We start from the raw sequence: 15,304 nt of genomic DNA, 5'->3' as shown, positions 1-15,304 counted from the left end.
GGCACGGCGACGCGTACGTCGTTGGTTGGTGAGGATGCCACGCGAAATGGGTCGGGGGACCGTGCCGGACCGGCTTGGGCGCGGGCAACCGCTCCCTCGCCGGTCCGCATTCATCTTCAGCGCCTAACATCCCGCCGGTGAGCACGCTGCAGCGACGCCTGGGCACCACCGACGCGGTGATCATCGGGCTTGGTTCGATGGTCGGTGCCGGGATCTTCGTCGCGCTGGCCCCCGCGGCCGCCGCCGCGGGATCCTGGCTACTGGTCGGGTTGGCGATGGCCGCCGTCGTCGCCTACTGCAACGCGACCTCCTCGGCGCGACTGGCGGCCCTCTACCCGCAATCCGGCGGCACCTACGTCTACGGACGGGAACGGCTCGGCGACTTCTGGGGCTACCTGGCCGGCTGGAGCTTCGTGGTCGGCAAGACGGCTTCGTGTGCGGCGATGGCCCTGACCGTCGGCTTCTACGTCTGGCCGGCGTACGCCCACGCCGTGGCGGTCGCCGCGGTGGTGGCGCTGACGGCAGTGAACTACCGCGGCATCCAGAAGTCGGCCTTGCTGACCCGCATCATCGTCGCCGTGGTGCTGGCGGTGCTGGCCGCCGTCGTGGTGATCGTGGCGACGTCGGGGCACACCGACGCCGACCACTTGCGGCTTGGCCACGGAACCGTTCTCGGCGTGCTGCAGGCGGCCGGTCTGCTGTTCTTCGCCTTCGCCGGCTACGCGCGGATCGCCACGCTCGGTGAGGAGGTGCGCGATCCGGCCCGGACGATCCCGCGGGCCATTCCGCTGGCCCTCGGTCTCGCCCTCGTCGTCTACGCGGCCGTCGCGGTCACGGTGCTCGCTGTGCTGGGTCCCGATGGATTGGCAACGGCTGCAGCACCATTGGCCGACGCCGTGCGTGCCGCCGGGGCCAGGGGTTTCGAGCCGGTGGTGCGGGTCGGCGCGGCGGTGGCGGCGCTCGGCTCACTACTGTCCTTGATCCTCGGGGTGTCGCGCACCACGTTGGCGATGGCGCGCGATCACCATCTACCCGTCGGGCTGGCCGCGGTGCATCCGCGCTTCGGCGTTCCACACCGCGCGGAGGTGGCCGTCGGTGTGGTGGTCGCGGCGCTGGCCGCGGTGGCCGATGTCCGTGGGGTGATCGGCTTTTCGTCGTTCGCGGTGCTGGTGTACTACGCGGTGGCCAACGCCTCGGCGTGGACGTTGGGCCGCCGTGTCGTCCCGGCCGTCGGGCTCATCGGCTGTGTGGTGCTGGCGATCGCGCTACCCCTTCCATCGGTGCTGTCCGGAGCCGCGGTACTCGCGCTTGGCGCCGTCATCTACGGGGCGCGCCGATTACGGTGACGCGGTAAGGGCGACAGCGGTACGCACGCCGGTGACGTATTCGGCCGGGCACTCCCACGCCGCGAAGTGGCCACCGCGGGCCTCCTCGCGCCACGACCGGACATCGAAGAATCGTGCCGCGAATTCGCGTGGCGCATTGACGAGATCCTTGGGGAAAATGGTGAAGGCCGTGGGTATTTCGATGCGAGCGGGTTTGGTGCCACCCTCGGCATAGGGCGTGAACGAGGTGCCGATCGCCCCGCTCACCCAATACGCGGTGATCCAGGTGAGCAACTCGTCGCGAGTGAACACGCTTTCCACTTCACCCCCGCAGTCCGGTCCACGCCCTCAGTTTCTCGAGTAGCCAGGCGGCCAGACCTGCCGGCGAATCGCCCAGCCCGACGGCGACGGTGTGCGGCTTGGTTCTCTGCAGATGCATGTAACCACCCTCGGTGTCCTGCCACCGGTGGCCGTGCGCCATGTAGGCCCGCTCCGATTCGGAGACGTCGCGCGGCGGGTCGACCAGGTACCGGTACTGCGATACATCTGTCAGGTGCAGGGCCGCAACGGCATCCGGGCGAGCGTCAGCGATCGCCTCGGCGACATCACAGCCCACATCTCCCGCGGACACCACATAGCGGTCGTAACCGAGTTCAGCCATCGCGTTCGTGATCGCCTCGGCCGCCCCGGCAGCGGACACACCCCGACGTGCGACAGGGGCGGCGAACGGAAATCCGGGCAACGCGGGCACAACCAAGTGCATCTCGGACAGCATCGGCAGGATCTTCTGGAAGCGCAGCACGGAGTCGGGCCAGCCGTGCAGGAGCAGCACGACTGGGGCGTCAGCAGTGTCGGACCGCTGATGGATCGCCCGGATCGGGGAGTCGCTGCCGGTCCCGGTGAGCGTCCATGGCAGCGCGCGTATGCGTTCTTCGTGTTCGCGCCAGTCGTATGAGGTGGCCCAGTAGTCGATCAGACCGGCCAGATAGTCGCCGTCGACCCCGCGTTCCCAGCCGAAGCCGACGGGCAGTTCTATCCGGCGGTAGGCGCGCAGCCGGGTCCGAAGATCGTCCAGCACCGGCCGGGTGACGGCGCTCGGGGCATGGTCACTCATGATTCCTGGATACAGGATGCGCAAGGCGCCGCAATGCGGTTGAGTTTCTGACCGTGATTCCCATGACCTGGACGCCGGTGGAAAGCCGTGCCGACGAGACCTTTGTCGTCGCCCCGCACGAGCGACTGAGCTGGCCCCGCACGCTCGGGATCGGCGCCCAGCACGTGGTGGCCATGTTCGGCGCGACGTTCCTGGTGCCGGTCCTCACCGGTTTCCCGCCCGCGACCACGCTGCTGTTCTCGGGCATCGGCACACTGCTGTTCCTGGTGATCACCGGCAATCGGTTGCCCAGCTATCTCGGTTCCAGCTTCTCGGTGATCGCCCCGGTGACGGCCGCGGTGGCCTCGCACGGGGCCGGTAGTGCGTTGGGCGGGCTGATCGCGGTCGGGGTGTTGCTGATCGTCATCGGTCTGGCGGTGCACCTGGCGGGGACGCACTGGATCGACGTCGCACTACCGCCGGTGGTCACCGGCGCCATCGTCGCGCTGATCGGCTTCAATCTGGCACCGGCGGCGAAGACGAATTTCGAGAAGGGCCCACTGGTCGGCATCGTCACGCTGGTTCTGCTGGTCGCGGCGCTGGCGTTCTTTCGCGGCATCGTGGGGCGGCTAGCGATCTTCCTGGCCGTGGTCGCGGGTTATCTGCTTGCACTCACCCTGGGCGAGGTGGACACCGCAGGGATTGCCGCGGCCGGCTGGATCGGACTGCCGACGTTCCAGACGCCGACGCTGAATCTGTCGGTGCTCCCGATGTTTCTGCCCGCGGTGATCGCGCTGATCGCCGAGAACATCGGGCACGTGAAATCGGTGGGCCAGATGACCGGGGTCGACACCGATCCGCTGACCGGCCGCGCGTTGGCCGCCGACGGTATCGCGACGGTGCTGGCCGGCATCGGCGGCGGCTCGGCCACCACCACCTACGCCGAGAACATCGGCGTGATGGCGGCCACCCGGGTGTACTCCACGGCCGCGTATTGGGTGGCCGGTGTGACCGCAATCCTGTTGGCGTTGTGCCCCAAGGTGGGAGCGACGATCTCGGCGATCCCGCCCGGCGTACTCGGCGGTGCGACGATCGTGCTCTACGGTCTGGTCGGCGTGCTGGGTGTGCGGATCTGGCTGACCAATCGGGTGGACTTCAGCATGCCGATCAACCAGATGACTGCCGCGATCGCACTGATCATCGGAATCGCCGACTTCACCTGGAGCATCGGCAATCTCACGTTCACCGGTATCGCGCTCGGCTCTATCGCCGCGCTGGTGGTCTATCACGGTATGCGGGCGTTGGGGGCCCTGCGGGGCGCCCGGTCGTAATGCTCGCGATCGTCGAGGATCTGTACGCCCGGTTCGCGCGGTATCGGCTGCCGCCCAATGTGGTGGTGTGTGAGCAGTGTGGCCCGCAGTGGACGGCCGCCGATATCAGGGCGACTCCGCTACGGTCGTTGTCGCTGCTGCAGCTGGAGGCACTTCATGTGATGTCGTTGGAGGACAGCGATTTCCGCCACTTCTTTCCGCGGCTCATCGAGGCGCTGCTGGAGGAGAAGTCACCGGTGTTCGCCTTCGACTTGCGTCGATTGCGGGGTCGTGTGCCGTCCTGGCCGGCACGAGAATCCGCGGTCGTCACCAGCCTGGTCGACAGTCTCTGGGACGAGCTGCTCCGTGGCTATCCCGCCGAGTTGGGCTACTTCTCCGACAGTCCCACCCTCATCGACTTCACGTATTGGTGCGACCAGCCCGTGCAGGTCTACCTCGACCGCTGGCAGTCGATCGACACGGTCCCCGCAGCCGAGCACATCGGTGAACTCGTCGAGTGGGCGTTCACGGTGCGCGAGCCGATCGAGCCGGCCGTCACACAACCGGTGCTGGACTGGCTGCGTCAGCCGGTCATCGGCGAGCGCCTGGGCTCAGCGAATCTCGAGGCCGCAGAAGAGCTTTGGCGGGTGTGCGGCCGCTGAGTCAGGACACCGCGCCGGCGTGACGGGTGCGGTCATCGCGAATCGGAATGCCGTTGCGGCCCTCGATGTCCTGGGCGTAGATCCCGACCGAAAACACCACTCCCCCGCCGAGAATGCCGAGGGCGGTCTTGTCGATGTGGTCGATGGTGTCGGTGGGCTTGTGATAGTTCGGATCGAACGGCGCGTCGGCGGTACCGCCCCACAGCTTCTGCTGATCGGCGGTCTTGTTCTCCTCGGCCCCGGAGAACAGTCCACCCGACGGGATGCCCGCCTTGGTGAACGCGTCGTAGTCCGACCGTCCGTCGAATGACGTGTCCTGTGCGGTCTTTCCGGCCGACTTCAGATACGCGACCAATGTGCGCTCGATACCCGCGGACCCCTCCGGTACGCGCGGCACCCGACCACCCTTCTCGGGATCGGCGGATTGGTCACCGTCGTAGGTGAAGTAGCCCGGATTGGGAGAGCCGATCATGTCGTAGTTCAGATACAGCGCAATGTCTTTGAGCTGGTCGACGTTCAGCGACTCGATGTACTTGTTGGATCCGATCGTGCCGAGCTCCTCAGCGCCCCAGAAGGCAAACCGCACAGCATTTTTCACATCCGGACTGGGTCCGAGTTGCACGGCGGTCTCCAGCACGGCGGCCACCCCGGACCCGTTGTCGTTGATACCGGGGCCCTCAGGAACACTATCGAGGTGGGCGCCGGTCATGATCACGTCGCTGGTCGACCCGGTCTTGGTTTGCGCAATCACATTGCGCGCGTTCACCGATTGCGTGCTGGCTTCGAGTTTGAGCATCGTCGGACCGGGATTGGCCCGCAGCCGCGCACCGTCGGCCTTGTTCACGCCGACCACCGGGATCTTGACGTCGGTCGTCTCGCCGAGGGTGGCTCCCATCGCGGGTTCGTCGACGTTGTCGGCGACGATCATGGCGACCGCACCGAGCTTGGCGGCGATGGTCTGCTTTTCGGAGAAGGGGCAACTTCCGCGGTCCACGAGCACCACCGCGCCCTGGACGGGAAGGCCGTCATAGTCAGAGGGCGCGCACCCCGGTGTGTCCTCGGCCGGCGCGGCGACCAACGGTCCGGTCACGCCCTGCGGCGGAGTGGACTGACTGAACTCCGCGGCATGCGCGGTGACGGTGTCGCCCCCGACCCGCAACTCGGGCTGGCCGGCCTTGAAGACCTTGGCCTGGAACTCGGGAGTCTGCACGTCGAACCCCTTCGACCGCAGCACACCTGCCACATAGTCGACGCTGGCATCAAAGCCGGGGGTGCCGACCGCCCTGGTGCCGTTGTTGGCGTTGGCGATGTCCTGAAGCTTCTGCAGGTGCGCGACCATCGCGTCGGTGGTGACCTTCTGACGCAATTGGTCGGCGAACTGTGCGGCGGCCTGGCGCGCCGGCGCCGGCTGTCCAGGGGCGGCCTGCCGGTTACATCCCGCCACGGCGACGACGGCGATGGCAACCGCGGCGGCCAGGTGTCTGTGCTTCATCGCGCCCAGGGTACGTATCGGTCGGTCCGCAGCTTCGGGTGGCACCATGTCCTCGATGACCGTCACGTCCCCGCGCCGACGCCTGGTGACCTCGACCGAGGTGCTGGTGGCCGGGTTGGTGGTGTGCGCGCTGGCGGGTACCTGGATGCGCGACGGTGTCGCAGGTGACCCGCGCCTGGCTACTGCGGGAACGGTGTTCGCCGGAGTATTTCTGCAGGCCGTGCCCTTTCTGGTACTCGGTGTGGTCATCAGCGGGCTGATCGCGGCTTTCGTGTCCCCGGAGCGGCTGGCCCGGTGGCTGCCCCGCCGGGCGCCGGTGGCCGTGCTCGCGGCCGGGGTGGCCGGCGCGGCGCTGCCGGGCTGTGAGTGTGGGTCGGTGCCGGTGGCCCGCCGCCTGTTCGGTGACGGCACGACGGCCGCGGCAGCGCTCACGTTCATGCTGAGTGCGCCGGCGATCAATCCGGTGGTGCTGGTCGCCACGGCCGTGGCGTTCCCCGGCCAGCCCCAAATGGTGGCCGCCCGCTGCATCGCATCCCTGGCCACCGCGGTGGCGATGGGAATGGTGTGGTCGCGGTGGGGGCGACCCGGCTGGGTCACCCGCACGCTACCCCGATCCGACGACGACGGTCAGTCCCGCTGGGTCGCGTTCACCGAGGCCGCCCGACACGACTTCCTGCAGGCCGGTTCGTATCTGGTGATCGGTGCCGCAGCCGCCGCCACCTTGCGAGTCCTGGTGCCGCCGTGGGTGTTCGAGCATCTGGCCGGCCATCTGCTGATCGGTGTCGTCACGATGGCCTTGCTGGCGTTCGTGCTGGCGCTGTGTTCGGAGGCCGACGCGTTCGTGGCAGCCAGCCTGACCATGGTGCCGCTGATTCCGCGGCTGGTGTTCCTGGTGGTCGGCCCGGCCGTCGACGTGAAACTCGTTGCGATGCAGGCCGGTTTGTTCGGGCGGAGCTTCGCGCTGCGCTTCGCCCCGGCGACGCTGGTGGTGGCGACCGTCCTGGCGACGGCGGTGGGGCTGGTGCTGCTGTGAGGCGAGAAACCGAGAACACGCTGCTGCTGATCGTCGGAATCGCGCTGGTGATGGTCACGATCACCGGGGCCTACACCCGCTACGTCAAGCCGGGAATGCTTCCCTGGCTGGCGATCTCGGCGGCGGTGCTCATCGGTCTCGCATTGACCGCGATCACACGTGACGTCCGCCGCGGCGGCGCGCGCCACGAGCACGCCGGCCACCATCACCGCAACGGCATCGTCTGGCTGCTGGTGCTCCCGGTGATCCTGCTGATCTTCGTGGTGCCACCGGCATTGAACGCCAGGGCCGCCGCACCCGCAACGGTGACTGTCGCGCGGTCGTTTCCGCCGCTGCCGCCCGGGCCTGCGCCGACGTTGTCGCTGCCGGAGGTGTTAATGCGGGTCGCGGTCGGCAAGGTCGGTGGCTTGGACGGCCACCCGATCACCACCACCGGCTTTACCCTGCGCGACGGCGACCGGATCGATCTGGCGAAGATCGTCATCATCTGTTGTGCGGCCGATGCGCAACTGGCCCGGCTGCACCTGTCCGGGCCGGCGGCCCAGGCCGCGGCCACCGTGCCGGAGAACACCTGGTTGCGGGTTGAGGGCACCGTCCCGGCGGGTCAAACCTATTCCGGCACAGGGTCCATCCCGACACTCGAGGTGTCCAGCGTGGTGCGGATCGATCCGCCGACCAACACTTACGGCTGAAGTCCTTCTGAACGCATTGTTCTTTGCTAGTTTTCGGCAGCATGCACGATAAGCTCTGCGCGCCGGGGGATTCATGACCGTGAGACAGATAGCGCGGCTGCTGGTGGTAGCCGCCGTCGCCGTAGCGGTGGTGCTCGCCGTCCGGCCCTGGCGCACCCCCACGGACCCGCGAACCATCACCGGCCCCTATGCCCTGCTGCTGTCGGCGTCGACCGACCTCGGACCGTCCGGGGCAGCGACCGTTCAGGTGACCGCAGCACTGCGCGCAGACGCGCGCCCCAACGCGCTGATCGACTGGGCCGGCGGGCATGGACTCTCGGTGCGCTGGCGCCCCGGTGACGGCTGGGCCGTCGTCGGCGGCACGGGCCCGGACGTCGCGACCGCTTTCGCATTGCCGGTGCACGACTTCCGCAGTCAACTCGGCCAACCGTTCTACGCCTCCCCTCAACAGCCGCAGGTCCCGGAATCGCTGCGCGCCGAGGTCTCCGAATTCGGCCGGATCCTCAGTTTCACGCCGTTCCACGATGCCCGTCCGGGCCTGCTGCCGCTGGACGTCCCCGACCACGGACTGTCACCGGAGGCGCTGCTGCGCACCTACGACGTGGACTCGCTGGCCAAGAAAGGCTTCACCGGTAAGGGCCAGACGGTTGTGGTGTTCGCCTTCGATGGGTTCGACCAGCCCGACCTGGACCTGTTCGCCGACACGTTCGGACTCCCGCGGTTCACTCCAGATGTTGTGGGCGGCATGGCATCTCAGCGCACCGGCGAAGCAACCATGGATCTCGAAGCCATCCACGCGATGGCACCGGACGCCAAGACCGTCTTGGTCAACGCCCGGCCCACCGTCGAAGGGGCCGGCTCCTACGAGAAGATCGCGACGATGATGGAGGACGCCCAGCGTCGCTATCCGGGTGCGATCTGGAGTTTCTCCATCGGGTGGGGGTGCGACAAGCTGATCACCGCGGCGGATCTCGCCCCGATCCGCGGCGCCCTGCGGGCCGCCCACGCCAATGGCATCACCGCGTTCGACGCCAGCGGCGACCTCGCCGGGCTGGAGTGCAAAGGGGGCGAGAACTGGTCCACACCACCCGGTCCGGACGAAGTCGGCCTTGACGCGGTGGCCTCGCTGCCGGAGATGACCGACGTCGGCGGCACCAGCCTGTCGACCGACCACGACGGCAACTGGGTCTCCGAGCAGGCATGGTTCGACATCCCACTGCTGCAGGGCACCGGCGGAGGGGTGTCGTCCTTGTTCGGCCGACCGCTGTGGCAGGAACACCTGCTGGTCAGCAAGGGCGAAAACCGCCGCCTGACACCCGATATCGCCGCGGTGGCCGACCCGCACACCGGGGTGAAATTCATCTTCGGCCAGACCGTCCTGGCCGCCGGCGGCACCTCGCTATCCGCACCGCTGTGGGCAGGCATCGCCGCCGTGTTGAACCAGTACCTCACCGAACACGGCGGCCGACCACTCGGTGACATCAATCCCCTGCTCTACGAAGTCGGGCAGGGCGCACAGCTTCCCGGCTTCCGGCACGTCCCGATGGGAGCCAACGCCGTGGACCGGTCGCAGGTCACCTACGACTTGGTCACCGGGCTGGGAACGCCGCACGTCGACAACCTCGCGGAGGATCTGCTGGCGATCCAGAGAACGTGGATCGGGGTGGGATGACCGAAGCAGCTCCGGTGCCCGCGGACGCGAGCATGCACTGCCACAACTGTCGTTCCAACGTGCCGGCGGGTGCCTTCTGCGGCAACTGTGGCGCCCATCTGGCGCCGCGTGCCGGCGACGGGCCGGCCTGGTTGCGGGCCGGCGTCTTCTGCGCGGCACCGCACGAGTCCGTCGCGCGCCCGTCGCTGGCGAGCACACTGTTGCCCCAGCTGTCCGAGTTGACTCGCCGGCCGTTCAACATGGGCTTGGTCCTGATCGTCATCGCGATGGCTGTGCTGGTCGAACTGCATTTGCCGGGCGGCCTGATCACGGTGGCATCGCTGGGTCTTCCCCTGCTGTTGCTGATCTACTGGCACCGCTCCGGAGTGCTGTCCGACATACCCCGGTGGGCTGTCGTGACGACGGTGGTGCTGGCCGTGGCTTTGGCCGTGGGTTGGGTGCTGATCACCGGGGATCTGGTGGTCAGCACAGCGGCGTCGCCGTTCGAATCGGGGTCGGCGGGACGACGTGTGCTGCGCGATGGCCTCGGGGTGGCCGAGGGCGGCTCGATTCTGATGCTGGTCCCGGCCGGCATCGTCCGGCTGTTATGGCGGGGCCGGCGGGACAGCCTGACCGGCTTCGTCATCGGTGTCCTGAGCGCGCTGCTCTTCACCGCGGCCGCGACCTTGACGCGGCTGGCACCCCAGTTCGTCTCGGCACCGATCGCTCGCACCCAGCCGGTGCAGTGGCTCTTCTTCGAGGCCGCCGTCCGCGGCGTGGCGGTGCCGGTGACAGCGGCGTGCGCGCTCGGCCTGGTCGGGACAACCCTGTGGTTCCATCGGCACCGAGAGGCGAGCAGGTTCGGCAGCTGGCGGGTGATCGTCGGGCTGGCACTGGCCGCCGTGACGGTTCTGGGCGTCTACGCGGTCGTCGGATGGGCCGACATCGAGGGCGTCTCTCAAGTGCAGGTGCTGTCGTGGCATGTCGCGATGGCACTGGTTGCCCTGGTGAGCCTCCGGATCGGCCTGCAACTGACCCTGCTCCACGAACGGACGGATCCGCCCACAGGCGCGTTCCTGTTGTGTCTGCACTGCCGCCACGTGGTACCCGAGATGGCATTCTGCCCGGCGTGCGGGGCGGCCGACCGCGCCGCACCGGAGCGATCCCGGCGGGAACGCCGTCGGGTCAGTCCGGAAGGGCTTGTCGCCCAGGATGATCCGGCGAACAGCGGCGACACAGCGCTGTGGCCGGGGTACGCGGCGCCGGAGCGCATCTACACCGCGGCGCGATTGACCCGGCAGTCCCCGACGCCGGTGCTGGCCACCTGGCTTGTGGGGATGACGGTTCTGTCGGCGATCTTCATCGGATTGCCCGCCCTGACAGTCAGGCCGGCACCCCGCTACAACTGCCCACCGGACTGCGGAACACCGATGGCCGGCCAGCCGGTCTCTGCCAACCCACGGTTCACCGCGGCCGGTGGCCTGTTCTCGGTGGCCTACCCCGCGCCGGGTTCCGCGTATGAGGTGACGACCGACGACACCGGTGTCACCGCGAAGTTCACCGGCGGTGACGGCGGCGAGCTGCGCTTAACCTCGCAACGCGCGACCGAGCAGACCGCCCGCGACGTGGCCAAGGATTTCATCGCCGCCACATTTCCCACCGCTCGCAAGTCGTTCGAAATACCCAATGCCATGGTTGGTTTCCAGCCGGGGTACGGCGAGGTGGACGACGTCTTCCCACTGGACCTGGATACCAGCTTCACGCGGATGCGGGTGATCGTGATCGTCGCCGTGAAGAACGACCTCGCGCTGATCGCTGCGGCGACGGGTCCCTTCCACGAGTTCGGCCCGAAGTTCGGACCCGGGCGGCCGTCACCGGCGAATGTGCAGATCGCCGAGGACATGGGTCGCTACGTCAACAGCTTTCAGTGGAAGGGCGACCCACCGCGCTGATGACGAGGTCGGCAACCGCCCGCATTCCGGCGGCATTGGGATGCCACGGTTTCGGCCGCCACGGCAGCAGCGAGCCCGCGCCGATGGTCCACGGGTCGGCCGACCAGGCGTGGTGATCGCGACTCGCGTCGGCGGCGTGGATGACCTGGCAGCCGGTGGCCTGGGCTGCGGCGGCGGTCTCCTCCGCCAGTCGCTGCGCGACGTGACGGCCCAAGTCGGCGACGTCGTCGGCAAGCGGCGGCGCCGGGGTTCCCGGCGGTGGGAGCAGAGTCAGGTAGTCCACGAACATGATTCGCGCCCGCGGTGACCGGCTACGCACCGCCTCTCCGACCTCCCGCAAAGCGGCACCGACCTCGTTTAGTGCGGCTTCGCGGGCCGCGGGGTTCAGCAGCTCACGCAAGGTGTCGCCGAGTACCGGCAGCTTGCGCAGCACCGACGGCAGCGTCGCAGCGAACAGTAGTGGGACGTATCCGACGTCGTTGCCGCCGATCGTGACGGTGACCAAGTCCTCCGAACCGTCGAGGGCGGTGATCTGAGGCGGCGCACCGCGCTGGGAATCGCGCAGGACGTTCGCGGTGGTGGCCCCGGAGTACGTGACATCGACGAGGTCGAGTCCCAACCGCTCGGCGGTCAGATGCGGGTAGTTGCGGGCCGACCGACCAGCCGGTAACGGTGAACCCGCTGCCCGCGGCCTGATTCCTGGGCCGGCCGCCATCGAACTGCCCAGCGCAACATAGCGGCTCACGCGTCCTGCCAGGCGATGGACGGGCTCGACGCCTGCGCCCAGAACCGCTTGGGGATCCGCCCGGCATGCCGGGCCAGCAGACCGGCCGTCACGGCGGCCGACATCGCAGCGGCCATCGCCGGCGGATCCGCGGCGCGGGTGACGGCACTGGCCAACAGCACTGCGTCGCAACCCAATTCCATCGCCAGCGCCGCATCGCTGGCGGTACCGATCCCGGCGTCGAGGATCACCGGCACCCCGGCGGCCGCGACGATCATCTCGATGTTGTGCGGATTGGAGATGCCCAGCCCGGTGCCGATCGGTGAGCCCAGCGGCATGACCGCGGCGCACCCGGTGTCCTCCAGCCGGCGGGCCAGCACCGGGTCGTCGTTGGTGTAGGGCAGCACCACGAACCCGTCATCGACCAATTGTTCTGCCGCACGGACCAATTCGACGGCGTCGGGCAGCAGGGTCCGCTCGTCGGCGATCACCTCGAGTTTGATCCAGTTGGTGCCCAACGCCTCGCGGGCCAGCTGTGCGGTCAGCACCGCTTCGGCCGCGCCGCGACAGCCCGCGGTGTTGGGCAGCGGGGTGATCTCCAGGCGGGCCAGCAGATCCAGCACACCGGTGCCGCCCTCGGCGTCCACCCGACGCATGGCGACGGTGGTCAACTCGGTGCCCGAGGCCACCAGCGCCTCTTCGAGAACGGTCAGGTTCGGCGCGCCGCCGGTACCGAGGATCAGCCGCGATCCGAACGTGCGGCCCGCGATCGTGAGTTGCTCAACCACCTTGCACCGCCGTCACGACTTCGACCCGGGCGCCCTCAGGCACCGCCGAATTCCATTGTGAGCGCGGCAGAACCGACCAGTTCACCGCGACCGCGATACCGCGCTCGGGAAACCCGAGACTGTTCAGCAACGCCGACACCGTGGTGCCGTCGTCGACTTCCAGCTCTTCGTCGTTCACCATCAGCTTCACGCGCGTGCTCCAATCAACTCTGCGGCGATGCGCTCGGCGGTCCAAGGCGCCAGCAGGAATCCCGACCGGCCATGCCCGGTGGCCACCAGCGTGTGATCGTCGAGCCGGCCGACGATCGGCATGTTGTCCGGTGTCATCGGCCGCAACCCCGCCGCGCACTCGGCCAGCTCGTACTCGCCGAGCGCCGGCATCACCTCGCAGGCGTCGTCGAGCAGCTCGCGCACCCCGGTCACCGACGGCGCGGTGTCGCGGCCGTGCTCGTACTGGGTCGCACCGACCACCACCCCGTCGGCGCGGGGCACCAGGTACACCGAGCGGCCGTGCACCCGGGCGCGAACCACGCGCTGCGGCACCGGCATACAGCCGCGTCGCCAGCGCAGCCGCAGCACCTCGCCCTTCACCGGGCGGACCTGCAGGCCCGGCCACAGCGCGGGCGCGTCGATGCCGTTGGCGATGACGACCGTCTCCACACCGTCGCGGGCGTCGTCGAGTCGCTCCACCGGCGCCGCCCACTGGACACCGAGCTGCTCGCAGTGGGCTTCGAGGGCAGCCACCAGTTTGCGATTGTCCACCGCCAACTCGTCGGCGGCGAGGAAGCCATGGCGAATTCCTTGCGCCAGAAGCGGTTCGGTGTCGCGGGCGGTGGTCGTCACGGTGACCGGATGGCCCTGTGCGGACAGCCAGTCCGCGACGGTTCGCAGATCGGCGGCGTCGGCCCGGTCTACACCGACGACCAGCGACTCGCGCGCGGTGACGACGTCGGCGGGCAGGCCGTCGAGGAAGCCGGCGTGCCACAGCCGCAGCGACTCCAGGCCCAGCCGCAGAAGCTGCTCCTCACCCGGCCAACCTTCGCTGTGCGGGGTCAGCATCCCGCCGGCCACCCAGGACGCGCCCCACGACGTGGTCCGGTGCACCCGTACCGACAGCCCGTCGAGCAGGCCGCGCCGAGCCACCGCGAGTCCGATGACGCCGCCCCCGATGACGGCCAGAGAATCCTTCGACATATCCCTTTCGCTTCCTTCGCCGGCATGACCCGGATCAGGTGGTGACGGTCTGGAGGGGTGCGCTCCACTCTCAGCCCCGCTCCCGGGGCTCCCGTGCCAACCATCCACGCTAGCCGCTACCGTCGCGGTGTGCACGAACCTCACACCAGGCTCGCAAGCGCACGGCTCTATCTGTGCACCGATGCCCGCCGGGAGCGCGGTGACCTGGCCGAGTTCGCCGATGCGGCGCTGGCCGGAGGCGTCGACATCATCCAGCTTCGCGACAAGGGCTCACCCGGTGAGCAACAGTTCGGGCCGCTGGAGGCGCGCGACGAGCTGGCCGCGCTGGAAATCCTGGCCGAGGCCGCACGCCGGCACAGCGCACTGCTGGCGGTCAACGACCGTGCCGACATCGCCCGGGCAGCCGGCGCCGACATCCTGCACCTCGGGCAGGACGACCTGCCGCTTCCGGTGGCCCGCGAGGTCATCGCCCCGCAGACCTTGATCGGGCGCTCCACCCACCAGAGCGGCGAAGCCGCACGCGCGCTCACCGAGGACGTCGACTACTTCTGCGTCGGTCCGTGCTGGCCGACGCCGACGAAACCGGGGCGACCCGCGCCCGGTCTGGATCTGGTGCGCGAGGTCGCGTCCATGGGTTCGGCCAAACCGTGGTTCGCGATCGGCGGGATCGACGAGGAGCGTCTGCCCGAGGTGCTCGAGGCCGGCGCGACCCGAATCGTGGTGGTGCGGGCCATCACCGGGGCCGACGATCCGAAGGCCGCCGCCGAGCGACTGCGCGCGGCGCTGCCTAACTGACGTCGAGGGCCGCCGAGGTGCACCACGCGAACACGCCGGTCTGAATCTCCACGGTGTGCGGCACCGGCAGCAGGCATTCCTCATGGTCGTGCGCCGTCAGCACGGTGGTGATGCGCAACCGTTCCCAGCTGGCGGCGAAGCCGGGATGCAACGGCAGCTCGACGACTTCGTCCTCGGCCACCCAGCGCAGCTCGGAACTCTCCCGGTTCGCGACGGTGCTCAGCAGTTCGGGGGCGTCGGCGACGACCGTGGTGTAGCTCCAGTGCGCTCCCCCGGCGCCGACGACCTCCGCGGTCACGACGGTCGCGCGGACCTGAACGTGCTCGGCGAGCAGCCCGGCCTCCTCGTGCGCCTCACGCACCGCCGCCTGCTCGGGAGTCTCGTGGCTGTCGCGGGCCCCGCCGGGCAGCGCCCAGGTGCCACCCTGATGACTCCACGGAGCGCGATGCTGGAGCAGCACCGCGGGGGTGCCGTCGGGGCGCGGCGCCCGCAGCAACAACCCGGCGGCGCCGTGCCGTCCCCAATAGGGCGTGCCGGTATCGGACACCACCCAGCCGTCGCCATCGCCACGCACGCGTTCAGGATAAGCACGC

The 15,304-nt window shown here is 68.9% G+C and carries 16 protein-coding genes and 1 riboswitch; of the genes, 8 read left to right on the top strand and 8 right to left on the bottom strand.

The window, feature by feature from the left end; genetic code table 11:
* Positions 1–197: 197 nt before the first annotated feature.
* On the top strand, positions 198–1,346 hold the full coding sequence (locus K0O64_RS03070; protein ID WP_230986021.1) for an APC family permease: 1,149 nt from the start codon (positions 198–200) through the stop codon (positions 1,344–1,346).
* Here K0O64_RS03070 and K0O64_RS03065 read toward each other — a convergent pair.
* A complete protein-coding gene (locus K0O64_RS03065; protein ID WP_217353553.1) occupies positions 1,338–1,637 on the bottom strand; it encodes a hypothetical protein in 300 nt (99 codons plus the stop codon). The two genes, K0O64_RS03070 and K0O64_RS03065, sit on opposite strands and share 9 nt — an antisense overlap.
* 10 nt (positions 1,638–1,647) lie before the next feature.
* Entirely contained in the window at positions 1,648–2,439 is a 792-nt protein-coding gene (locus K0O64_RS03060; protein WP_217353552.1) for an epoxide hydrolase family protein, read from the bottom strand.
* Positions 2,440–2,501: 62 nt separating this feature from the next.
* Here K0O64_RS03060 and K0O64_RS03055 point away from each other — a divergent pair, with 62 nt between their 5' ends.
* Both K0O64_RS03055 and K0O64_RS03050 read left to right on the top strand, forming a co-directional pair.
* Positions 2,502–3,749, top strand: coding sequence for a uracil-xanthine permease family protein (locus K0O64_RS03055; protein ID WP_096309793.1), 1,248 nt, complete (start codon positions 2,502–2,504; stop codon positions 3,747–3,749).
* Entirely contained in the window at positions 3,749–4,390 is a 642-nt protein-coding gene (locus K0O64_RS03050) for a hypothetical protein (RefSeq protein ID WP_096309792.1), read from the top strand. Before K0O64_RS03055 ends, K0O64_RS03050 begins: the two co-directional genes overlap by 1 nt.
* Position 4,391: 1 nt before the next feature.
* On the opposite strand, the gene K0O64_RS03045 is transcribed toward K0O64_RS03050, so the two are convergent.
* The gene (locus K0O64_RS03045; RefSeq protein ID WP_096309791.1) at positions 4,392–5,882 is read right to left on the bottom strand and encodes a M28 family metallopeptidase; all 1,491 of its coding nucleotides are present in this window, start codon (positions 5,880–5,882) and stop codon (positions 4,392–4,394) included.
* 55 nt (positions 5,883–5,937) lie between these two features.
* Here K0O64_RS03045 and K0O64_RS03040 point away from each other — a divergent pair, with 55 nt between their 5' ends.
* From K0O64_RS03040 to K0O64_RS03025, 4 genes are all read left to right on the top strand, one after another.
* Entirely contained in the window at positions 5,938–6,915 is a 978-nt protein-coding gene (locus K0O64_RS03040) for a permease (protein WP_096312670.1), read from the top strand.
* Positions 6,912–7,607 (top strand): TIGR03943 family putative permease subunit, encoded by a 696-nt coding sequence (locus K0O64_RS03035; protein ID WP_096309790.1) that lies wholly within the window; start codon positions 6,912–6,914, stop codon positions 7,605–7,607. The genes K0O64_RS03040 and K0O64_RS03035 overlap by 4 nt, the downstream gene beginning before the upstream one ends.
* A 73-nt stretch (positions 7,608–7,680) precedes the next feature.
* On the top strand, positions 7,681–9,279 hold the full coding sequence (locus K0O64_RS03030) for a S53 family peptidase (RefSeq protein WP_096309789.1): 1,599 nt from the start codon (positions 7,681–7,683) through the stop codon (positions 9,277–9,279).
* Positions 9,276–11,210, top strand: a complete 1,935-nt coding sequence (locus tag K0O64_RS03025) for a zinc ribbon domain-containing protein (RefSeq protein ID WP_071947821.1) — start codon at positions 9,276–9,278, stop codon at positions 11,208–11,210. Before K0O64_RS03030 ends, K0O64_RS03025 begins: the two co-directional genes overlap by 4 nt.
* On the opposite strand, the gene K0O64_RS03020 is transcribed toward K0O64_RS03025, so the two are convergent.
* From K0O64_RS03020 to thiO, 4 genes are all read right to left on the bottom strand, one after another.
* Positions 11,173–11,955 carry an SGNH/GDSL hydrolase family protein gene (locus K0O64_RS03020; protein ID WP_071947822.1) on the bottom strand — a complete coding sequence of 261 codons (783 nt, stop codon included), beginning with the start codon at positions 11,953–11,955 and terminating at the stop codon, positions 11,173–11,175. The genes K0O64_RS03025 and K0O64_RS03020 overlap by 38 nt on opposite strands.
* Complete coding sequence (locus tag K0O64_RS03015) at positions 11,952–12,722, bottom strand: thiazole synthase (protein WP_071947823.1); 771 nt, start codon at positions 12,720–12,722, stop codon at positions 11,952–11,954. Before K0O64_RS03015 ends, K0O64_RS03020 begins: the two co-directional genes overlap by 4 nt.
* Positions 12,715–12,912, bottom strand: a complete 198-nt coding sequence (thiS, locus tag K0O64_RS03010) for a sulfur carrier protein ThiS (RefSeq protein WP_071947824.1) — start codon at positions 12,910–12,912, stop codon at positions 12,715–12,717. The genes K0O64_RS03015 and thiS overlap by 8 nt, the downstream gene beginning before the upstream one ends.
* Positions 12,909–13,916, bottom strand: a complete 1,008-nt coding sequence (thiO, locus tag K0O64_RS03005; protein ID WP_071947825.1) for a glycine oxidase ThiO — start codon at positions 13,914–13,916, stop codon at positions 12,909–12,911. The genes thiS and thiO overlap by 4 nt, the downstream gene beginning before the upstream one ends.
* Positions 13,911–14,021: riboswitch (TPP riboswitch) on the bottom strand. It overlaps the preceding gene by 6 nt.
* A 24-nt stretch (positions 14,022–14,045) precedes the next feature.
* On the opposite strand from thiO, the gene thiE reads away from it, so the two are divergent.
* Positions 14,046–14,711 (top strand): thiamine phosphate synthase, encoded by a 666-nt coding sequence (gene thiE, locus K0O64_RS03000; RefSeq protein ID WP_071947826.1) that lies wholly within the window; start codon positions 14,046–14,048, stop codon positions 14,709–14,711.
* On the opposite strand, the gene K0O64_RS02995 is transcribed toward thiE, so the two are convergent.
* Positions 14,704–15,285, bottom strand: coding sequence for an NUDIX hydrolase (locus K0O64_RS02995; protein ID WP_071947827.1), 582 nt, complete (start codon positions 15,283–15,285; stop codon positions 14,704–14,706). The genes thiE and K0O64_RS02995 overlap by 8 nt on opposite strands.
* Between the last annotated feature and the right edge of the window lie 19 nt (positions 15,286–15,304).

This window comes from Mycolicibacterium pallens, from assembly GCF_019456675.1.
Taxonomy (GTDB): Bacteria; Actinomycetota; Actinomycetes; order Mycobacteriales; family Mycobacteriaceae; genus Mycobacterium; species Mycobacterium crocinum.
The sequence above is the reverse complement of the archived record's forward strand: the minus strand, read 5'-3'. Positions and strand labels throughout refer to the sequence as shown.